Raw genomic sequence first — 20642 nt, 5'->3', positions numbered from 1 at the left:
GGTCAGGCCAATTCTAGCCGCTGCCGGCGCGACGCGAAGCGTCGCGAAAGGCGGCAGCCCTGTCCAAGGAAGCCCGCGAACCAGTGACCGATGCTTGTCGGTGTCGTACAGAAGCCCTTGATCACATCGCGGAGCACGACTACCGTACACAAGGTGAGTTTTATTCAGGCTAATGGGCTTGTGAAGATTTACACGCCCAAGGGCTCAGACCCCGTGCACGCACTCGATGGTGTCGACCTCTCCGTGCGGCAGGGCACCGTGCGCGCGCTGCTCGGCCCGAACGGCGCTGGCAAGACGACCATGGTCAAGGTGCTCACCACGCTGATCAAGCCGGATGCCGGCAACGCGAGCATCGACGGAATCGACGTCGTCCGCGACGCCCACCGCATCCGCCCCATCATCGGCGTCTCCGGCCAGTACGCGGCCGTCGACGAGAACCTCACCGGGCTGGAGAACCTCGACATGGTCGGCCGGCTCTACCATCTGGGCGCGAGGGCCACCAGGCGCCGGGCGAAGGAGCTGATCGAGTCCTTCGAGCTGACCGAGGCGCAGAACCGCCCGGTCAAGGGCTTCTCCGGCGGCATGCGGCGGCGCATCGACCTCGCCGGCGCCATCTTCTCCCGGCCACGGGTGCTCTTCCTCGACGAGCCGACGACGGGCCTCGACCCGCGCAGCCGGCTCGGCATGTGGGATGTCATCACCGGCCTGGTCGGCGAGGGCACGACCGTGTTCCTGACCACCCAGTACCTCGAGGAGGCCGACCGGCTGGCCGACGACATCTCGGTGATCGACGGCGGCAAGCTCATCGCAGAGGGAACGGCCGACGAGCTGAAGGCCCGCATCGGCGGGCAGCAGATCGAGCTGACCCTCGTCGACGCCGGTGACCGCGATTCCGCCGCCCGGGTGTTGCAGCACCACGGGGCCTCCGATGTGCGCGAGGACGGTGACGGCCGCAGCCTCTCCGTCGCCGTGCGCGAGGGGCCGCTCGCGCTCGAGCTCGTGCTGCGCGAGCTGAACGCCGCCGGCATCCGCCTGCACGATGCCGGCATGCGCAGGCCGACCCTCGACGACGTCTTCCTGAAGCTCACCGGACATATGGCGAGCACGGAGGCCGACGCCGACGGCGATGAAGTCGACGGCGGGAAGTCGAAGAAGACGCGGCAGGAGAAAGCCCAGAAGGAGAAGCCCCGGCAGGAGAAGTCGCAGAAGGCGGGTGTGCCGTGACAACCGCAGTGCGTGGGACAACGACCCTGCCGGATGCCTCTGGCATTCCGTCATCGATCGGAACGTGGTTCAACGACGGCTGGATCACCACGCGGCGCAACCTGATCAAGGTCAAGCGCGTGCCGGACATCCTCGTGTTCACGACGCTGCAGCCGATCATGTTCGTTCTGCTCTTCACCTACGTGTACGAGGGCGTCATCAACATTCCGGGAATCAGCTACACCGAATTCATCATGGCCGGGATCTTCGCCCAGACGGTGGTGTTCGGCTCCACCTGGTCGGGCTCGGCGATGGCGCAGGACCTGAAGGATGGCATCATCGACCGCTTCCGCACCCTGCCGATGAGCCCCAGTGCCGTGCTGGTCGGCCGCACCAACGGCGACCTCTTCATCAACGGCCTGTCGATGGCCGTGATGATGCTTACCGGGCTCATCGTGGGCTGGCGGATCAACTCGAGCTTCTGGGAGGGAGTCGCCGGCGTCGCCCTGCTGCTCCTGTTCGCCTACTCCTTCTCCTGGGTGATGGCGTTCGTGGGCATGAGCGTGCGAAGCCCAGAGGTGGTCAACAACGTCTCATTCCTGATCCTGTTCCCGCTGACTTTCATCTCGAATGCCTTCGTGCCGGCCGAGACCCTTCCGCCGGTTCTGCAGACGATCGCCCAATACAACCCGGTGTCGGCCCTGGTGCAGTCTGCGCGCGAGCTCTTCGGCAATGTGCCGCCAGGCACCCCGGTCGGCGACGCCTGGACCCAGCAGAACCCGATCGCGACCACCCTGATCGGCGTCTTCGTGATGCTCGTGGTCTTCGTGCCGCTCTGCATCCGCAAGTTCGTGAGCATCAGCTCGCGCTGACCCTGCTGAGGGCGCGTAAACCGCACCAGCATCGGTCGCGGTACCCGGGATTGCCTGATTGTGGGCTGCCGCCTTTCGCGAGTGAACGCAATGCTTCGCATCGCGTTCACTCGCGCGTAACCGATGAGCGACCGTGGGTTGGTTCTGGCTCCTTAGCGTGATCGATGTCCGCCGGCACCGTCACAGCATTCGCACCAGCCGGAATCCTGAAAGGTCACATCCGTGTCACTGCTTTCCAAGCCGACCAACGGCTCGTTCACCCTTCCGCGTCTGCTCGCCGTCGGTGCAGCACTCGCACTGACCGTCGGGCTGGCGGCCTGCGCTCCTGCTGCCGGAACCACCGACGACGCAGCCGGCGCCGCCGCGGGCGACGCGAACGCCGAGACCGTGAGCTTCGCCAAGGATGACGCCACGCTCGTCTTCGGCGTCGTGCCAGACACCGTCGACACGCAGACCAACTACCAGCCGCTGATGGACTACATCGCCGAGATCACCGGCAAGGAGGTCGAGTACCACGAGTCGACCGACTACGCCGCGCTCATCGAGGCCGCCGTCGCCGGCAAGATCGACGTCGCCAGCTTCTCCGGCTTCACCTACGTCACCGCCACCAACAACGGCGCCAAGATCACCCCGTTCGCCTCGATCATCACCCAAGAGGGCGAAGAGCCCGGCTACTACTCCGAGGCCATCGTGCCAGAGGGCAGCAGCATCACCTCGATCGACGGCTTCAAGGGCAAGAAGGTCTGCTTCGTCGACCCGAGCTCCACCTCCGGCTACCTGTTCCCGAGCTACAACCTGCTCGAGGCCGGCATCGACCCGGAGAAGGACGTCACCCCGGTCTTCGCGGGCAAGCACGACGTGTCTGCGCTCAAGACCTCCGAGGGTGTCGAGTGTGAGGCCGGCTTCGCCGAGGACTCCGTCGCCGAGAACCAGGCCGGCGTGAAGATCATCGCCAAGACCAAGGTCCCCGGCGCCCCGATGGTCGTCTCCGACAGCCTGCCGGCCGAGCTCAAGACCACGATCGTCGAGGGCCTGAGCAACATCACCATCACCGACATCCAGGATGCCGGCATCAAGAACGCCGACTCCGAGGGCTTCATCAACACCTTCTACGCTCTCGCCCCGGTCGACGACGAGTACTACGACCTGATCCGCGACATCTGCGAGGCGACCAACGCCAAGCAGTGCCAGTAGCCGGCACCGTCTGATCGGGTTCCGGATGCCGCGCGCCCGCGGCATCCGGAACCCGCTCGCACACCCGGCACCAGACCACCGAACCAGCACCGAAGGAACCCAGCCATGACCGAGCTCGTGCCCGCGCCGATGACTGCACACGCGGCGTCAGCGCCGACCGCCGCTGCAACACCGGCATCCGACACCGACACCGTTGTGCGCATGAGCGGGCTCGGCAAGCGCTTCGGCGATCTGGCCGCGCTCAACGACGTGAACCTCGAGGTCAAGCGCGGCGAGGTCGTTGTGCTGCTCGGGCTCTCCGGCTCCGGAAAGTCCACGCTGCTGCGCCACGTCGACGGCCTCGAGCAGCCGAGCTTCGGCGAGATCAGCGTGCTCGGCCAGGACCTGGCCCAGCTCACGGGCCGAGAGCTGCGCCGGCTGCGCAGCCGCATCGGCTTCGTGTTCCAGCAATTCGAGCTCGTCGGCTCGCTCAGCGTGCTCGAGAACGTGCTCACCGGGGCGCTCGCCGCCCTCCGCGGACCGCGCCTCGGGCTCATCAGCTACCCGCGGGATCTCAAGCGCGCGGCCCTCGGCCACCTCGACCGTGTCGGCCTGCTCTCCGCCGCGTACCAGCGGGCAGACACCCTCTCGGGCGGCCAGCAGCAGCGCGTCGCCATCGCCAGGGCGCTCATGCAGAACCCGGAGGTGCTGCTCGCCGACGAACCCGTCGCCTCGCTCGACCCCGAGTCGAGCGAACAGGTCATGAACCTCATCCGCGAGATCGCCGTCGACAACGGGCTCACCGTGCTGTGCAGCCTGCACCAGGTCGACCTCGCCCTCGGCTGGGGCGACCGCATCGTCGGGCTCCGCCACGGCCAGGTCGTGCTCGACACCCCTACCGCGGGTCTCAGCAAGTCCGAGGTGATGGAGATCTACGGTCGCGTCGCCACGACGACCAGCGAGTTCCGCGCCATCAGCGAACTCGAGTTGCAGTTCGCCGCTCCGGCCTCCGACGACGACTCGTCGACGGCGCCCGGCAGCAGCGGTCCGGCACCCCGATGAGCACAGCGACGCTCAGCCAGCCGCGGGGCCTCGTCGCCCCGGTTCGGCCGCGCACCTCGCCGGAGCGGATCGCGGCGATCGTCGCCATCCTGCTGGTGCTCGCCGCCGCCGCGTGGTCATTCGCCGCCGTCGGCATCTCGCTGCCGGACATCATCGCCAGCTGGGGCAACGCCGAGAACTTCCTCTCGCGCGCGCTGCCGCTCGAGTTCCCGCCGCTCGGCGAGCTGCTCTGGTCGACCGCACTCACCCTCGGCATCGTCATCATCGGAACGCTGCTCGCCGCGGTGCTCTCGCTCCCGGTGGCCTATCTGGCCGCCGGCAACACCACTCCGGGGCGCGGCTGGCGCGTTGCCGGCCGTTCCATCGGCGTCGTGACCAGGGCGATCCCCGACGTGGTGATCGCGATGATCCTCGCCGGCATGTTCACGCTCGGTGCGCTGCCCGGCATCATCGCCATTGGCATCCACTCGATCGGCATGATCTCCAAGCTCTTCGCCGACGCCATCGAGCAGATCGACGAGGGCCCCCGCCGGGCGATCCGTGCGGCGGGCGGCAGCACCGCTCAGCAGTTCTTCAGTGGGGTGATGCCCCAGGTCGCGCCGTCCTTCGTCGCCACCATCCTGCACCGCAACGACATCAACCTGCGCGGCTCCGTCATCCTCGGCTACGTCGGTGTCGTCGGCCTCGGCCACGACCTCGCCTTCGCGTTGCAGTCGCTCGACTACGCGCTGGCGATGGGTCTCGCTCTCGTGATCTTCCTGCTCTGCGTCGGCATGGAGATCGTCTCCTCTGCCGTGCGCACCTCGCTGCTCGGCGTCGCCCCCAGCGGGCGCGGCCTTGGGGACCGCACGGTGCGCGCCGCCGCCAGGGCCGGCCGCGGCGTGACGGGGCGCTTCGCCGCGCGCACCGAACAGACCCTGCTCGCGCCGCACGGCGTTGCCGGCTTCGCCGACGTCGACGCGGCCATGCGCCGCCCGTGGACGGCCAGCCGCCGCACGAACGCCGTGTGGTCGGCGATCGCCGCCGCGGTGGTCGTCGGTGCGCTCTGGGTCTGCGACATCCAGTGGGGCGATCTGCTCACCTTCTGGAAATACGTGCCTGCGATGCTCGCCAAGCTGTGGCCGCCGAGTTTCGGCAACTACTCGGCGGAGCAGATGTTCGGTGCGATGGCCGAGACGATCCAGATCGCGCTCGCCGCCACGCTGCTCAGCCTGCTGCTCTCGCTCGTGGTCGGCTCGCTCGCCGCCCGCAACATCGCCCCGAACCGGGCCACCAGAGTCGGAGCGCGGCTCTCGCTCGTCGTCGTGCGCGGCATCCCGGAGCTGATCCTCGCGATCGTGCTCATCGTGATCACCGGCTTCGGCCCGCAGGCCGGAGTCCTCGCCCTCGGCTTCTGCGGAATCGGGTTGCTCGGCAAGCTCTTCGCCGACAGCTTCGAGGAGGTTGCACCGGGGCCGGAACGCGCACTGCGCGCGGCGGGGGCGAGCCGCATGCAGGTGTACGCTGCCGCGACCGTTCCGCCGTCGAGCAAGGCCATCATCGGCCACAGCTTCTACATGCTCGACACCAATCTGCGCGCGGCCACCATCCTCGGCATTGTCGGCGGTGGCGGGATCGGCTTCTACCTCAACAACGCCGGACGTATCTCGGCCTACGACGAGGTGATGGCGATCGTCCTCATGATGACCGCGACGGTTCTCATCGTCGAGGGTCTCGCCAGCTGGATCAGAAAGGCACTGCACTGATGGTCTCCGCCCGTTCAAGCGCCCACCCCGCCGTTCGACAGACCGGCACATTCGAAGAGTTCGACGTCGCCATCGTCGGGGCCGGCGTCGTCGGACTCGGGCATGCGCTCGCCGCGATCGACCGCGGGCTCTCCGTCGTCGTCGTCGACAGGGCCGCCGACATCAGCGGAGCCTCGATCCGCAACTTCGGACACGCCTGCGTGAGCGCGCAGACCGGGCAGGCCCGCGCCTACGCGGAGCGCAGCCGAGAACTCTGGCTGAGGATCTCCGCCGAGACGGGAATGTGGCTGCGAACGAGCGGGGCATGGCTGGTCGCGCGAGCGGATGACGAGGCGGCCGTGCTGGCCGACTTCGCCTCCGCACAGAACACCCCGCAGAACACCGGGCGGAACGCTGCGCAGCGCTATGCCGAGCAGCCGCCCGCCGACGTGCCGCCCGTCGAACTGCTGAGCGCCGCCCAGATGCGCGCCGCCGTCCCCGCCCTCGGCCCCGACGTCGTCGGAGGCGCCTGGATGCGCGACGACCTACAGCTGAACCCGCGCGAGGCCGTTCCGGCGCTGGCCCGCTGGCTGGCCACCCGCGGTGTGCAGTTCCGCTGGCAGAGTGCCGTGCGGTCCGTGAAGTCCGGCGTGCTCTCCACCAGCCGCGGCCACATCGCCGCCGACACGATCATCGTGGCCGTCAACCACGACATCGATCAGCTCTTCGGCGAGGTCGCGCAGGCCGTCGGCATCCGTCGCTGCGGCCTCGACATGATGCGGGTACGCGTCGAGCTGCCCGGCGCCGGGCCAGAGACTCCGGCATTCGCCCTGCCCGGCCCGCTGCTCACCGGCTGGTCGATGCTGCGCTACTCCGCCTTCGCCGCGTCACCGGCGACGGCCGCCCTGCGCGAACGGCTGGAGCGGCGGCATCCGCAACTCATGGCGCTCGACCTCAACCAGATGTACACGCAGCTGCCCGACGGCAGCCTGATCGTCGGAGACACCCACTATCGCGGGCAGTCGGTGACGCCGTTCCAACAAGAGGGGGCGTTCGACGCCCTCGCCGCCATCACGAGTGAGCTGTTCGGCGGGGCGCGCCTGCAGGTGCTCGAACGCTGGCAGGGCGTCTACGCCTCTGGGCCGAACGAGTTCCTCGTCGAGTCGCCGCTGCCCGGCGTGCACATCGTGGCCGCGACCACCGGCATCGGCATGACGTGCGGCCTCGGCCTCGCCGACAGCGTGATCGCCGAGCTTTTCGAACCCGCCCGCGCCTAGCGGGCCCGCCCCGCACCGCCGCCCACTTCCTCCCACCGGCTCACCAGAAAGACAGGCTGATCATGACCGAGACCGCTCCAATCACCGCCACCGACATCACCGACGTCCCAGCCGCGGACGCCACCGACATCGACGCCATCGAGCTCGAACTCGACGACGCGCTCGATTCCTTCTACGACGACGAGGAGCTCGAGGAGTTCGAGCTTGAGGAGTTCGAGCTTGAGGAGTACGAGGTGGCGATCGAGCTCGTCGTGCTCGACATGGCCGGAACGACCGTCGCCGACGACGGCACCGTCGAGCGCGCCTTCGGCCGCGTCGCCGAGCGGCAGAACATCGGCGCGACGCCCGAGGAGCGCGAGGCGGCCCTCGAGTACGTGCGCGTCACGATGGGGCAGTCCAAGATCGAGGTGTTCCGCGCCATCACCGGCGACGAGGAGCGCGCCCAGGCCGCGAACGCCGCGTTCGAGGCGGCCTACGCCGAGATCGTCGCCGAGGAGGGTGTGACCGAGATCCCCGGCGCCCGCCTCGCCATCGAACAGCTGCAGGAGGCCGGCATCACCGTGGCGCTCACCACGGGTTTTGCCCGGCCGACCGTCAACGCGATCCTCGACGCGCTCGACTGGCGCGACCTCGCAGACATCGTGCTGACCCCGGCGGATGCCGGCCGGGGCCGCCCGCATCCCGACATGCCCCTCACAGCGCTGCTGCGCACCGAGACCAGCGCGGTGGAGGCCATGATCGTCGTCGGCGACACCGTCTCCGACATGCAGAGCGGAACCCGGGCCGGAGCCGGCCTCGTGATCGGCGTGCTGAGCGGTGCCCACGGCGAGGAGCAGCTGTTGGCCGCCGGCGCCGACGACGTGATCAGCTCCATCGCCGAACTGCCTGAGCTGCTCGGCCTGTTCGACGACGAGGACGCCGAATTCGACGAGAACGAGGACGACGCAGACGACGCTGACGATGTGGACGGCGAGGACGATGTGGACGGCGAGGACGATTCTGACGCCGGCGCCGACGCCGGCGCCGCGCCCGCTTCCGACGTTCAGGCGTAGGCCGGTCCATGCCCGGAACAGCGCTCGCATCGCCGCGAACCGAATCGCTTGACCTCGATCTGACCCCGGCCGCCCTCGCGATGGTGTGGCCGGGAGTCGGCCGCGCCCACGAGGCGCTCGCCGTTCCCGGCATCCGGCTGGCCCACGGCGACGCCCTGGTCTCGGTGGAGCTGGCGACCGTGTGCGGATCCGATGTGCACACCATCTCCGGCCACCGGCCGGGGCCGGTGCCATCGGTGCTCGGCCACGAACAGGTGGGCAGGGTGCTCGCGACCGCCGGCCCGGTGCGCGCCGTAGACGGCCGACGCCTCGAGGCGGGCATGCGGGTGATCTGGTCGGTCGTCGTGTCGTGCGGGCGCTGCGCGCGCTGCCGGCGCGGGCTCTCGAACAAGTGCAGCTCGGCGGCGAAGTACGGCCACGAGGCCGTGCACCACGAGTGGGAGCTGAGCGGCGGCTTTGCCTCTGCCGTGCACCTGAAGCGCGGCACCGGCATCGTGATCGTCGACGACGAGACCCCGGCCGGGGTTCTCGCGCCGGCGTCGTGCGCCACCGCCACGGTCGTCGCCGCGATCGAGGCGGCCGAGCAGATCACGCCGCTGACCGGCCGCACCGTGCTCGTGACGGGTGCCGGGATGCTTGGTCTCACGGCGACGGCGATGGCGACGGATGCCGGGGCGCGCGTGATCGTCAGTGACCCGAGCGCCGAGCGGCGTGCGGCCGCGCTGCGCTTCGGTGCGGCGGCCGTCGCCGATCCGTCGCTTCCGAGCGCAGCGACCGGAAGCCTCGCGAGGGTGCTCGCCGCGCAGACAAGGGGGCGCGGGCTCTGCGATGTTGCGCTGGAGCTCTCCGGGGCCGTGCCCGCTGTGGCATCCGCCATCGCCTCCCTCGACACCGGCGGCGTGCTCGTGCTCGTTGGCAGCGTCTCACCGAGTGCGCCGGTGCAGCTGGACCCGGAGCGCGTCGTGCGCCAGCTGCTGACCGTGCGCGGCGTGCACAACTACACGCCGGTCCAGCTGCAGCGGGCCGCCGACTACCTGGCGACGGCATGGCGGCGGCGCCCGTTCGAGCAGCTGCTCGGCGAGGTGTTCCCGCTCGAGCAGATCGACGCGGCCTTTGCCGCGGCGCGTGCGCTCGGCGGCCCGGCACCGGCTGCGTCCACGGCGCCGGCGACCGCCCCCGCGTCCTCGCCCTCCTCGCCAGCGGGGATCTCGCCCACCGCCCTGTTCCGCCCGCCCGCGCCGGACTCCGAGGCGGTGCGCCCGGCCGCCGTGGCGCCGGTCGCCGCCCGCATCGGCCTGGCGCCGAGCGCGGTTCCGCACGCCGTGCCGCACCCGTACCCGGACCGCGATCGCACCGGTCGCCGCATCCACCCCGCCGACTAGTCGCAGTTCCACTGAGAGCGGTCAAATGGCCGCTTCAGGGGGTCGAAAGTGGCCATTTGACCGCTCTCAACGGACTCGCGGATTGACGGGGTGCGGCATCCGGGGTCTAATAGTCCGGTTGGACTAATCGGAACGGAATACTGTGGTCGCGCTCACGCCCCTCGGCATCGCGGCACTCGCGCTGCTCGCGGAGCGACCCATGCACCCCTACGAGATGTACCAACTGCTGATCCAGCGCCGTGAGGACCGGGTCGTCAAGGTGCGCCGTGGCTCGCTCTACCACGCGGTCGATCGGCTGCTCGAACAGGGCCTCGCCGCCGTGCGCGGCACCGAACGGGCGGGCAATCGGCCGGAGCGGACGAGCTACGAGATCACGGATGCCGGGCGCGAGCGCCTGGGCGGCACGATCGCCGAACTCCTCGCCACCCCCGTCAACGAGTACCCACGCTTCCCGCTGGCACTCGGAGAGTCCCACAACCTCCCGCGGCACGAGGTGACCGAGCTCCTCGGCGCCCGCGTCGCGCTCCTCCAGGCCGAGCTCGCCGAGATCGAGCAGCTCATGGCCGGCGCAGCCGCCCGGGGCGTCCCGCGCCTGTACTGGGTCGACGTCGACTACCGGGCGACGCTGCTCCGCACCGAGATCAGCTGGCTCACCGCCACCGTCGCCGACATCGCGAGCGGCGACCTGCCGTGGCTCGAGACCGGCGCCGCCCCTTTCCCGCACTCCCCGAATTAAGGACAACGTCCATGGAAATCGTCACCCGGCCCTGGCCGGCCCTCTGGGCACTCGTGCTCGGATTCTTCATGATCCTGGTCGACTCCACGATCGTCTCGGTCGCGAACCCGTCGATCATGACCGGGCTCGACGCCGACATCAACAGCGTGATCTGGGTGACGAGCGCCTATCTGCTCGCCTACGCCGTGCCGCTGCTGATCACCGGCCGCCTCGGCGACCGCTTCGGCCCGAAGAGGCTCTACCTCATCGGCCTGGTCGTCTTCACCGCGGCATCCGCTTGGTGTGGCTTCTCCGGCGACATCAACTCGCTGATCATGGCCCGCGTCTTCCAAGGCTTCGGCGCGGCCATGATGACGCCGCAGACGATGGCCGTGATCACCCGCATCTTCCCGCCGGACCGGCGCGGCCAGGCCATGGGACTCTGGGGCGCCGTCGCCGGCGTCGCGACGCTCGTCGGCCCGATCCTCGGTGGCGTGTTGGTGGATGCCGCCGGCTGGGAGTGGATCTTCTTCGTCAACGTGCCCGTCGGCATCGTCGCCTTCATCCTGGCGTGGCGGCTCGTGCCGACGCTGGCCACGCACAAGCACCGCTTCGACATCCCCGGCGTCATCCTCAGCGCGCTCGGCCTGTTCCTGATCGTGTTCGGCATCCAGGAGGGCGAGAGCTACGACTGGGGCGTGATCTGGGGACCGATCACGGTGTGGGGCCTCATCATCACCGGCATCGTGATCTTCGCCGCGTTCATCGGCTGGCAGGCGATCAACAAGGGGGAGCCGCTGCTGCCGCTCGGCCTGTTCCGCGACCGCAACTTCGCGCTCTCCAACGTCGCCATCACGACCGTCGGATTCGCGATCACCGCGATGGCGCTGCCGCTGATGTTCTACACGCAGACGGTGCGCGGCCTCACGCCGACTCAGTCAGCGCTGCTGCTCATTCCGATGGCCCTGATCTCGGGTGGGCTCGCGCCCGTCGTCGGCAAGCTCGTCGACCGGGTGAACCCCAAGTACATCGCCGGCTTCGGCCTGCTCTGCCTCGCCGGTTCCCTCGCCTGGCTCGGCAGCATCCTCACGGCTGATGTGCCGCTCTGGCAGCTGCTGTTCCCGATCGCGCTGCTCGGCCTCGCCAACGCCGGCATCTGGGCGCCGCTGGCGACCTCGGCCACCCGCAACCTGCCGCCGCGCCTGGCCGGCGCCGGCTCCGGCGTCTACAACACGACGCGTCAGATGGGTGCCGTGCTCGGAAGCGCCGGCATCGCAGCCCTCATGCAGTCGCGCCTCGCGGCCGAGCTGCCCGGTTTCACCGAGGGCGGCGGGGCGGGCGAGGGCGCGGGCTCCGGCAACACCGTGCTGCCCGAGGCGTTGCAGGCCGGCTTCAGCACCGCGATGGGGCAGTCGCTGCTGCTGCCGGCGGTCGTCGCCGTGCTCGGGGCGCTCGCCGTGGCGTTCTTCGCCGCACCCAAGAAGGTGCACGGCTGGACCACGCCGCAGCAAGACGCGGATGCCGAGGCGGCCGAGACCGGCCCGACGCCGGTCGCCGCCGACTGACCGCCTCCGCAGCCCGTCGCGAAAACAGGCAGTGCCGGCGCAATTGCGCCGGCACCGCCTGTTTCCGCGTACACCGGAGCGCTGCTGCCTGTTTTCGCGACCGTGCGTGCGGGACGCGCAGCGTCGCGAAAGGCGGCAGCCTTCAGCCAGGCAAACTCAGGAACAGCGACCGCTGCTGGCTCGGTTTCGACAAGCTCAGCCGGCGGGGCCGGCGAGCACCGACGCGAGGGTGTCGCGGGCGGCACCCATGCCGCGGTAGACCTCGTCGAAGCTGGTCGAGAGCGGCGCGAGCCCGATCCGCAGTCCGCCCGGATCGCGGTAGTCGGGGATGACGTCCTGCTCCCACAGCCTGGCATTCACCTCGCGCATGGCCGGGTGGTGCACGGTCACGTGCCCGCCGCGCTCCTCCGGGTCACCCGGCGTTGCAAGCGTGACGCCGAGCGGGGCGAGCCACTCCTCGAACAGACGGATCGCGAAGGCGGTCAGTGCGCGGGACTTCTCCCGGATCGCGCCCATGCCCGCCTCCTCGATCATCTCGATCGTGTCCTGCATGGCGAGCATGCCGACGATGGAGGCCGTTCCGCTGACGAAGCGCTGCATGCCGGGGGCCGGCTCGTAGTTCGGGCCCATCGCGAACATGTCGCTCGTGCCCCACCAGCCCTGGATCGGCTGGGCGAGCTCGGCCTGCAGCCCCTCACGCACATAGGCGAAGGCCGGCGAGCCCGGCCCGCCATTGAGGTACTTGTAGGTGCAGCCGACGGCCAGGTCGAAGCCCCAGGCGTCGGCCTCGACGGGCACGGCGCCGGCGGAGTGGCAGAGGTCCCAGAGGATCAACGCCCCCGCATCGTGGGCGATGCGGGTGAGTTCCGGCGCATCGGCAAGGTGGGCCGACCGGTAGGCGACGTGCGAGATGACGACGAGCGCCGTCTGCGGCCCGACGACGCCTGCCAGTTGCTCCGGCGTGACGCCGGCGCTCGTGTCGACCTCGATCCAGCGCAGGGTCAGCCCGCGCTCCTTCGCAATGCCGTCGAGGATGTAGCGGTCGGTCGGGAAGTTGTCGGTGTCGACGACGATCTCGACGCGGGCCGGATCGCGGGCGATCTGCGCGTCGACGGCGGCGCGCGCCAGCTTGTACAGCAGCACCGTCGTGGAGTCGCCGATCACCGTCTGACCGGCGGCCGCGCCGATCACCGATGCGCCGATGCGATCGCCGATCTCATAGGGCAGGCGCAACCAGGACTCGTCCCAGCCGCGGATCAGCCGGCCGGCCCACTCCTCGCGAAGGAAGCGCTCGACCCGCTCGATCGCGGATAGCGGCGGCCGCCCGAGGGAGTTGCCGTCGAAGTACACGAGCTCGCTCTCCGCGCCGGCGAAACGTTCGCGGAAGTAGGCGAGCGGGTCTGCCGCATCGAGTCGCGCCGCCTCGGCGCGCAGCGAGTCAGCTGCGGAGTCAGCTGCGGAGGCGACCGCGTGGTCGAGCGCGGACTCGCGTGCGGGGCCGGCGGTTGCCGCCGCGGCATCCGAGATCGTGGTGCGGTCATCGCTCATGGCAGGGTCTCCTCGAGGTAGTCAAGCGTTGTTCCGCGGGCTCCGGCGAGCCAGCGGGCGGTCTGTTCGGCGATGTCGGTCGTGTCTGTCTCCTCGCCGGCTGCGAAGGCGATCTCGCTCGGCGGATCGCCGGGAACCCAGGCGACGCGCGGGCCGATGCGCAGATTCGAGCCGTCTCCGGCGATCGAGGTGACGAGTCCGTTCGCGCTCAGCCCGGCCTCGGCGAGGGCGAGGAGTTCGCGCTCGTTCACGCCGACCGGCAGCGGCCCGTTGCCGAGGTCGGTGCCGTAGAGCACCTTGCCACCGAGCTGCACGAAGTGGCGCACATTCTCGATGGCGATGGAACGGGCCGGTGTCTTCTCGCCCCAGCCGTGGATGTCGATCGTCGAGACCCACTGCATGCCCATGAGTGTCATCTCCTCGAGCAGTTGCCGGCTCAGCACCTCGCTGAACGGGGCGTGGGCGAGGAGGTCGGCGCCGACGTCGACGGCCAGCTGGGCGCTGCCGATGCCCTCGGCGTGGGCGATGAGCGGGATCTTCTTGCGTCTGGCCCGCTCGTAGACGCCGATCTGCGCGTGCAGCTCCGGCAGTGGGCCGGCGTCGCTGTTCAGCATGAGCTTGATCGCCCTGGCGCCGAGCTCCGCCTGGGCGTCGACGGCCGCCTGTGCCTCCTCGAAGGTGTTCAGCTCGATGATCGAGCCGGGTGGGGCCCACCCGCTCCGGCCGGGGTAGCCGCCCGGCGCGGTGAGGAAGGCACCGACGAAGTAGGTTTCCGGCAGCTCGGAGCCCATCTGCGCCGAGTCGATCGCCCAGAGCGCGATCTCCTCGGGAATCCAGCCGAGGTCGAGCGCGTGGGTGATGCCGCCGGGCAGCAGTGCCTCGCGATCGATCAGCCCCATGTGCACATGCCGGTCGAAGAGCACGGGGAAGAGGGTGCCGGGGATCTCCAGCTCCGCCGGGCGGGCGCGCGCCGCCCGCTGTGCGGCGGTGTCGGTCAGCGACGGCTCCGGGTCGGGGTGCAGGTGGCCGGAGTGGTAGGTGAAGACCGTCGGCCCCCGCCACTCGCCGGCCCACCAGTTGCGCACGCTGATCCGCGTGCCCTCGGTGATCACGGCGTTCTCACGGCGTGCGGCCGATCTCGGTGCGCACCGCGTACAGCTCGGGGAAGAAGGTGAGCTCGAGGGCCTTCTGCAGGAAGGACGCGCCGGTCGAGCCGCCGGTTCCCGTCTTCATGCCGATCGTGCGCTGCACGGTCTTCAAGTGCCGGAAGCGCCAGAGCTGGAAGTTCTCCTCGAGGTCGACGAACTCCTCGCAGGCCTCGTAGGCCGACCAGTTCTCGCTCGCGTTCTCGTAGATGTGCCGGAACACGGGCACCAACTCGGGGTCGAGCACCCACGCCTCGGTCACGTCGCGCTCCAGCACCGACTGCGGCACCGCGTGCCCGGCACGGTGCAGGTAGCGCAGGAACTCGTCGTAGATGCTCGGGGCCTCGAGCAGTTCGCCGAGCAGGGCGGATGCCGCGGCATCCGACTCGAAGACGCTCAGCATGCGGCGATTCTTGTTGCCGAGCACGAACTCGACGGCGCGGTACTGCCAGGACTGGAAGCCGCTGGAGTTGCCGAGGAAGCCGCGGAACTCGGCGTACTCGGTGGGGGTGAGCGTGGCGAGAACCGACCACTGCTCCGTCAGCGTGCGCTGGATGTGCTTGACCCTGGCGATGCGTTTGAGCGCGGGGGCGAGCTGGTCGGCGCGCAGCAGATCGCGGGCGCTCGCCAACTCGTGCAGCACGAGCTTGAGCCAGAGTTCCGTCGTCTGGTGCTGCACGATGAAGAGCAGCTCGTCGTGGTGCTCCGGCACGCTCACCGGCAGCTGGGCCGAGAGCAGCGTGTCGAGCTGCAGGTAGCCGCCGTAGCTCATCCGGTCAGTGAAATCCGTCACAATGTCCGGGTCGAACTCGCGGGTGTTCTTCTCGACCGACACTGGTGCTCCTCGCTTGATGCCATGCGCAACTCCATGGTTGCTCCAAGCATCATCGCTGCCAGCGGGGGCCGAGCGCAACGCGGCTCGGCGCGCCCCCGAGGCACTCTGCGCTCAGGTCAGCGCCGCAGCAGCGGGGCGTCGTAAAGCGGAGGCTGACCTCGGTATATTTTCCAGGCGAGGCGTACACTGGGAGCATGAGTTCTACGGGCGATTCGGCAGTCAGCGTCGGCTCCGGCGCCGAGCCGATCCGGCGTCGTAAAGACGCCCAACGCAACTACGATCGACTGCTCAGCGAGGCCCGCGCCGTCGTGGCCGAACGGGGCAGCGATGCGTCACTGGAGGAGATCGCGCGCCGTGCCGAGGTGGGGATCGCGACGCTCTACCGGCACTTCCCGAACCGCACAGAGTTGATCAGGGCGCTCTACGAGCAGTCGCTGGCGGCGCTCATGGCCTCGGCATCCGACATCTTCTCCGCGCCCAGCGCATGGGAGGGCGTCTCGCTCTACGTCGAACGCGTCGCGGAGTGGCTGATCGAGGACCCCGGCCTGCCATCGATCATCGTCTACATGGGCACCGCGGATGCCGACTACCGACCCGGTGCGGCGATCGAGGCGCCCCTCGCCGCCCTCATCGCACGCGCTCAGGCCGACGGCGAACTCCGCCCAGATGTCAACGGGGTCGACGTGTCGATCCTCGTCACGATGCTCGGCGTGCTCTCCACCTACAACCGACCGGGCCAGCCGGCCACGATCGACTGGCGCCGCCAGCTCGGCATCGTGCTCGACGGTCTGCGGGCAGAGAATGTGCGCACCGAACTGCCCGGCACGCCGCTCGACGCCGACGGCTTCCACCACGCGGTGCACAAGAACTGAGCCGCCGCGGCATCTGTGCGCCGGATTCGCGCAGCCGGTTCGCGGATGCGTTGGCCGAAACGGGCGGTTCCGCCCCGAACCAGCGGCGTGTCGCCTGCCGCATCCGCGGACCGGCTCCGCCGTGCGCCCGGCAGCGCTAGACGTCGGCGCGGTGCTGCCTACGCAGTGCGCACCTGGATGAGGTTCGCCCACGGGTCGTCGAAGCGCAGCGTGTGGCCGTCGTCGCGCACGCCGACGCCGTAGTGCGTCATCCGCTCCTGCAACGAGCCGAGCGCATCGGCATCCGGAACCAGGATGTCGACCTGCCCGAGCCCGAGGGCGAGGCGGCGCTGGCCGGCCCCGCGGCTGTTCCAGGTGTTCATCGCCATGTGGTGGTGGTAGCCGCCGGCCGAGACGAACAGCGCGCTGCCGCCCATCTCCGCGGTGGTCTCGAAGCCGAGCTTGTCGACGTAGAAATCGCGGGCGCTGGCGACGTCGCCGACCGAGAGGTGCACGTGGCCGACCACGGCGCCGCCGATCACGGGGTCGGCGATGCCGGCCTCGGTGAGGTGCGTCTGCAGGTAGTCATTGGGATCGAGGGCGAGAGTCGCCATGTCGATCGTGCCGTGGGTCCAGCTCCACTCGGTGCGGGTGCGGTCCCAGTAGAGCTCGATGCCGTTGCCCTCGGGGTCGGTGAAGTAGAAGGCCTCGCTCACGATGTGGTCGGCGCTGCCCGTGAAGGTTCCGGGGTGCTGCCTGGCCACCGAGTACACGGCGGCGGCGAGAGCTGCCTGTGTCTCGAACAGGATGGCCGTGTGGAAGAGCCCTGCGGCGCGAGGCTCCGGGCTGGCCAGCTCCGGCGCATGCTGCAGGATGACGATCGGGGTGGTGCCGCGGCCAAGCACGGCGGTTCCGCCCTCGTGACTCAGCAGCCGCAGTGTCACGGCGTCGCGGTAGTAGGCGATCATCGCGTCGAGGTTGCCGACGCGCAGCGTCACCGCGCCCATTCCGGTGTCGGGGGCCAGCAGTTCGCTGGCGCTACGCGTGGACGGTGGCTGCTCGGTCATGCTGAGTGCAACGGATGCCGCGGCGCCCGTATTCCGGCGCGGGGCCTTACAGCGCGGTGAGGCGGCCCAGCAGTTCGCGGTAGCGGGCTGCTGTCTGCTCGACGATCTCGGCCGGGAGCTCGGGCGGCGTGCCCTGCTGGTCCCAGTTGGCGGCCAGCCAGTCGCGCACGATCTGCTTGTCGAAGCTGGCCATGCGCGCCTCGGGCGTGCTGCCGGCGGCATAGGCTGCGGCATCCCAGTAGCGGCTGGAGTCGCTCGTGAGCACCTCGTCGCCGAGGCGGGTGACGCCGTTCTCGCGGTCCGCGCCGAACTCGAACTTGGTGTCGGCGAGGATCAGGCCGTGCGCCTCGGCGATGGCCGAGGCGTCGGCGAAGATCTGCAGCGAGAGTGCGCGGAGCTCGGCCGCGACATCCGCCCCGACCAGCTCGACGGTGCGCTCGTAGCTGATGTTCTCGTCGTGCTCGCCGAGCGGGGCCTTCCACGCGGGGGTGTAGATCGGCTCGGGCAGGCGGTCGCCGTTCTGCAGGCCGGCGGGCAGCGGGATGCCGCAAACGGTCTGTGACGCCTGGTATTCCTTCCAGCCACTGCCGGTGAGGTAGCCGCGCACGACGCACTCGACCGGGTACATGTCCAGGGTCCGCACGAGCATGCTGCGCCCGGCGACGGCGGCCGGGATGCGGCTGGCGCCGTCGAGACCGTGGTCGGCGATCAGGTGGTTGGGCACCTGCAGCTGGTCGAACCACCACAGGCTGAGGGTGGTGAGTAGCTCGCCCTTGCCCGGGATGCCGGGCTCGAGAACGTGGTCGAATGCGCTCACGCGGTCGCTGGCCACGACGAGAACCTCGGGGCTGGTGGCGAGCGGGTCGCCGGTCCAGCTGTCGTCGTCGGTCATCGTCGCGCTCGGCACGTAGAGGTCGCGCACCTTGCCCGAGTACACGTGGGTCCAGCCGGAGAGTTCTGCAGTCACCGCACCAGTCTACGGGCGCGGCGCGGCGCGCGCGGCCCCGCCAGTGGATGCCTGTCGACGGTGCCAGACGGCATCCGGCGTGCGCGCCCGCAAGAATGTTTACGCTAACTGTTTACGTTGACATTTTGGTGAGTGCGCGCCTAGCATGGCGGTGTCAGGCACCCGAACCGGCGTTGTCTTTCGACGCTCGGCGGTGCGCGAAAGTCAACAGAGAGGTTCGCAAATGCAACGTCGCACCGTGCGACTCATCGTCGCGATCACGACAGCTGCCCTGGCAGTGTCGATCGCGACTCCCGTGTATGCAGATACGAGCACCACGCCGCCACCGATTCCCGTTCTCACGGGGGCCGAGCTCTCCGCTTCCTGGGCGGCACCGCTCAGCACGCGGGGCCGCTACGTCGTCGACGCCAACGGCAACCGTTTCAAGCTGAAGTCGGCGAACTGGGATGGAGCCCAGGGCCACTGGAACGGCACGCAGCCGAAGAGCGATCCCGCCAACTACAACAGCGGCGTGAGCTATGACATCCCGATGGGGCTCGACCGTGTGCCGCTGAACACGCTCATGGCCGACTTCCACCAGGTTGGCATCAACAGCATCCGCCTGCCGTTCTCCAACGAGATGCTGAGCATGACGGCGCCTGTTCCGGATGCCGCCGTGCTGGCGAACCCGCAGCTCATGGGCAAGACGCCGCTGCAGATCTTCGACGCCGCGGTCGCCGCGCTCACTGCGGACGGTTTCGCCGTCATCCTGAACAACCACAGCACGACCTCGCGCTGGTGCTGTGGAGAGAACGACGGTAACTCCAAGCCGCACAGCAGCCAGACCCTCGACAAGTTCGTCAGCGACTGGGCGTTCCTCGCCGCGCGCTACGTGAACAACCCGCGCGTGGTGGGCATGGACCTGCGCAACGAGGTGCGTCGTGACATCACGGACGACCCGAACTGGGGCATGGGCGACGCCAATGACCTCTACAAGGCGTACCAGCTCGCGGCGGTCGCCATCCAGAAAGTGAACCCGAACACGCTGATCGTGATGGAGGGCATCAACTGGCAGGGCATTCCGATCGACGGCTTCTTCCACGAGCGGCCCAACCTTCGACCGGTCGCGACGACGTCGAACACTATCCTGTTCCCGGACAAGCTCGTCTACTCCTCACACGTCTACGGCTTCACCGGCCCGAACCACACCGGGGCAACGGGGCTCGGCGAGACCCACGACCCGCGCTACCGCGATATGACGGCCGCCGAGCTCTCCGCCGCGGTGACCGCCGAGTCGCTGTACGTGACGACGCCCGGCCAGCACTACACGGCCCCGGTCTGGCTGAGCGAGTTCGGCACCACCGGCGCCGGGCAGGACAACCCCAAGGAGATCGCCTGGTGGGGCAACTTCATCGACGTGCTCGTCGCAAACGACACCGACTTCGCGGTCTGGCCGCTGGTGACCCACGCCACCGAAGCGGGTGTGTTCAGCGACAAGTTCGCGTTGATCGGCTACTCGCCCACCGGCACCAAGTTCAGCATCGCGGATGACTGGCGCTACCCGGCCTGGTCGAAGCTCGTCACCGCGCCGGGCAAGAGCGGACCCGTCGCCGCCCCGCCGCGCTGGAACATGCTCGGCAGCGGCGCGACGTCACCCGACAACAACTCCTCGCTGCGTGCGCAGGGGACAGACTGGGATTCGGGCCAGTGGAAGGGCAACTGCGCTGACTCCGAGCGCCTGATCGGACTCTCCCGCAGCTCCAACCGTGCTCTGTGCACGAACAACGCGCAGCCGGCGACGAGCAGCACGCACACGATCGTGAGCACCGAGGCGACCGTGACTCACGACTGGGCGGGCGGCTATACCAAGCTGCAGTGCCCGGCCGGCCAGATCGCCACCGGGTACAGCGTCAACCCTGGCGTGACGAACAAGTGGGCGATGTCGAAGCTGTACTGCTCGCAGAGCACCGACACCCTGCCGAACAGCCAGGGACGCACCCTGTGGTTCGACCAGGGCGACAACCGCCCGGCCGGCGGCGGCTCGACCGGCAGCGACTGGGCGCCGGGCAAGTACAAGGGGCAGTGCAACAACAACGAGTACATCGCCGGTGTCGCGTACACCTACCGCTGGAACAACGGCGGCGTGCCGAGCGGTCTGCTCTGCAAGCCGCTGGCCTAGCGGGGTCGGGGCGCGGCGCTTCGGCGCCCTGCTCCGACTCAGCCCG

The 20642-nt window shown here is 69.3% G+C and carries 17 protein-coding genes; 12 read left to right on the top strand and 5 right to left on the bottom strand.

Annotation, left to right across the window (positions count from 1 at the left end; genetic code table 11):
• The first annotated feature begins 180 nt into the window (after positions 1-180).
• The 10 genes from ASC66_RS05420 to ASC66_RS05375 all read left to right on the top strand — a co-directional run bounded on the left by ASC66_RS05420 (position 181) and on the right by ASC66_RS05375 (position 12025).
• Positions 181-1224, top strand: a complete 1044-nt coding sequence (locus tag ASC66_RS05420) for an ATP-binding cassette domain-containing protein (RefSeq protein WP_353612511.1) — start codon at positions 181-183, stop codon at positions 1222-1224.
• Positions 1221-2075 (top strand): ABC transporter permease, encoded by an 855-nt coding sequence (locus ASC66_RS05415; protein ID WP_055835637.1) that lies wholly within the window; start codon positions 1221-1223, stop codon positions 2073-2075. The genes ASC66_RS05420 and ASC66_RS05415 overlap by 4 nt, the downstream gene beginning before the upstream one ends.
• Positions 2076-2297: 222 nt before the next feature.
• Positions 2298-3269 carry a phosphate/phosphite/phosphonate ABC transporter substrate-binding protein gene (locus ASC66_RS05410; RefSeq protein WP_082492029.1) on the top strand — a complete coding sequence of 324 codons (972 nt, stop codon included), beginning with the start codon at positions 2298-2300 and terminating at the stop codon, positions 3267-3269.
• Between the two features lie 201 nt (positions 3270-3470).
• Complete coding sequence (phnC, locus tag ASC66_RS05405) at positions 3471-4310, top strand: phosphonate ABC transporter ATP-binding protein (protein ID WP_055836401.1); 840 nt, start codon at positions 3471-3473, stop codon at positions 4308-4310.
• Positions 4307-6055, top strand: a complete 1749-nt coding sequence (gene phnE, locus ASC66_RS05400) for a phosphonate ABC transporter, permease protein PhnE (RefSeq protein ID WP_055835634.1) — start codon at positions 4307-4309, stop codon at positions 6053-6055. The genes phnC and phnE overlap by 4 nt, the downstream gene beginning before the upstream one ends.
• Positions 6055-7311, top strand: coding sequence for a TIGR03364 family FAD-dependent oxidoreductase (locus ASC66_RS05395; protein ID WP_055835631.1), 1257 nt, complete (start codon positions 6055-6057; stop codon positions 7309-7311). The genes phnE and ASC66_RS05395 overlap by 1 nt, the downstream gene beginning before the upstream one ends.
• A gap of 62 nt (positions 7312-7373) precedes the next feature.
• Positions 7374-8363 carry a phosphonatase-like hydrolase gene (locus tag ASC66_RS17770; RefSeq protein WP_082492028.1) on the top strand — a complete coding sequence of 330 codons (990 nt, stop codon included), beginning with the start codon at positions 7374-7376 and terminating at the stop codon, positions 8361-8363.
• Between the two features lie 8 nt (positions 8364-8371).
• On the top strand, positions 8372-9745 hold the full coding sequence (locus ASC66_RS05385; RefSeq protein WP_082492027.1) for a zinc-binding dehydrogenase: 1374 nt from the start codon (positions 8372-8374) through the stop codon (positions 9743-9745).
• Between the two features lie 142 nt (positions 9746-9887).
• The gene (locus tag ASC66_RS05380; RefSeq protein ID WP_055835628.1) at positions 9888-10481 is read left to right on the top strand and encodes a PadR family transcriptional regulator; all 594 of its coding nucleotides are present in this window, start codon (positions 9888-9890) and stop codon (positions 10479-10481) included.
• Between the two features lie 11 nt (positions 10482-10492).
• Positions 10493-12025, top strand: coding sequence for a DHA2 family efflux MFS transporter permease subunit (locus ASC66_RS05375; RefSeq protein ID WP_055835626.1), 1533 nt, complete (start codon positions 10493-10495; stop codon positions 12023-12025).
• A gap of 195 nt (positions 12026-12220) precedes the next feature.
• Here ASC66_RS05375 and ASC66_RS05370 read toward each other — a convergent pair whose 3' ends face one another.
• Genes ASC66_RS05370 through ASC66_RS05360 form a run of 3 tightly spaced genes read right to left on the bottom strand, consistent with a single transcriptional unit; the run spans position 12221 to position 15553 of the window.
• Positions 12221-13573 (bottom strand): kynureninase, encoded by a 1353-nt coding sequence (locus ASC66_RS05370; RefSeq protein ID WP_082492026.1) that lies wholly within the window; start codon positions 13571-13573, stop codon positions 12221-12223.
• Positions 13570-14685 carry an amidohydrolase family protein gene (locus tag ASC66_RS05365; protein ID WP_055835623.1) on the bottom strand — a complete coding sequence of 372 codons (1116 nt, stop codon included), beginning with the start codon at positions 14683-14685 and terminating at the stop codon, positions 13570-13572. Before ASC66_RS05365 ends, ASC66_RS05370 begins: the two co-directional genes overlap by 4 nt.
• Before the next feature lie 7 nt (positions 14686-14692).
• Positions 14693-15553: a tryptophan 2,3-dioxygenase gene (locus tag ASC66_RS05360; RefSeq protein WP_055835619.1), complete on the bottom strand. Its 861-nt coding sequence runs from the start codon at positions 15551-15553 to the stop codon at positions 14693-14695.
• 194 nt (positions 15554-15747) lie between these two features.
• Between ASC66_RS05360 and ASC66_RS05355 the strand changes: the two genes are divergently transcribed.
• Positions 15748-16425, top strand: coding sequence for a TetR/AcrR family transcriptional regulator (locus tag ASC66_RS05355; RefSeq protein ID WP_055835616.1), 678 nt, complete (start codon positions 15748-15750; stop codon positions 16423-16425).
• A gap of 158 nt (positions 16426-16583) precedes the next feature.
• Here ASC66_RS05355 and ASC66_RS05350 read toward each other — a convergent pair whose 3' ends face one another.
• Together ASC66_RS05350 and ASC66_RS05345 are read right to left on the bottom strand one after the other, a co-directional pair.
• On the bottom strand, positions 16584-17471 hold the full coding sequence (locus ASC66_RS05350; protein WP_055835613.1) for a VOC family protein: 888 nt from the start codon (positions 17469-17471) through the stop codon (positions 16584-16586).
• Positions 17472-17517: 46 nt separating this feature from the next.
• Complete coding sequence (locus tag ASC66_RS05345) at positions 17518-18438, bottom strand: phosphoribosylaminoimidazolesuccinocarboxamide synthase (RefSeq protein WP_055835611.1); 921 nt, start codon at positions 18436-18438, stop codon at positions 17518-17520.
• Between the two features lie 223 nt (positions 18439-18661).
• On the opposite strand from ASC66_RS05345, the gene ASC66_RS05340 reads away from it, so the two are divergent.
• Positions 18662-20596: a glycoside hydrolase family 5 protein gene (locus tag ASC66_RS05340; RefSeq protein WP_055835608.1), complete on the top strand. Its 1935-nt coding sequence runs from the start codon at positions 18662-18664 to the stop codon at positions 20594-20596.
• Positions 20597-20642: the final 46 nt, after the last annotated feature.

Source organism: Leifsonia sp. Root4 (assembly GCF_001425085.1).
GTDB lineage: Bacteria > Actinomycetota > Actinomycetes > Actinomycetales > Microbacteriaceae > Microterricola.
Note: the sequence above shows the minus strand (reverse complement) of the source record. Positions and strands in the feature narration are given on the sequence as shown.

Coding starts and splice junctions, on each gene's coding strand:
- phnC (WP_055836401.1), top strand. CDS start 3,471: ATGAGCGGGCTCGGCAAGCGCTTCGGCGATCTGGCCGCGCTCAACGAC.
- phnE (WP_055835634.1), top strand. CDS start 4,307: ATGAGCACAGCGACGCTCAGCCAGCCGCGGGGCCTCGTCGCCCCGGTT.
- ASC66_RS05395 (WP_055835631.1), top strand. CDS start 6,055: ATGGTCTCCGCCCGTTCAAGCGCCCACCCCGCCGTTCGACAGACCGGC.
- ASC66_RS17770 (WP_082492028.1), top strand. CDS start 7,374: ATGACCGAGACCGCTCCAATCACCGCCACCGACATCACCGACGTCCCA.
- ASC66_RS05385 (WP_082492027.1), top strand. CDS start 8,372: ATGCCCGGAACAGCGCTCGCATCGCCGCGAACCGAATCGCTTGACCTC.
- ASC66_RS05375 (WP_055835626.1), top strand. CDS start 10,493: ATGGAAATCGTCACCCGGCCCTGGCCGGCCCTCTGGGCACTCGTGCTC.
- ASC66_RS05370 (WP_082492026.1), bottom strand. CDS start 13,573: ATGAGCGATGACCGCACCACGATCTCGGATGCCGCGGCGGCAACCGCC.
- ASC66_RS05355 (WP_055835616.1), top strand. CDS start 15,748: ATGAGTTCTACGGGCGATTCGGCAGTCAGCGTCGGCTCCGGCGCCGAG.
- ASC66_RS05350 (WP_055835613.1), bottom strand. CDS start 17,471: ATGACCGAGCAGCCACCGTCCACGCGTAGCGCCAGCGAACTGCTGGCC.
- ASC66_RS05340 (WP_055835608.1), top strand. CDS start 18,662: ATGCAACGTCGCACCGTGCGACTCATCGTCGCGATCACGACAGCTGCC.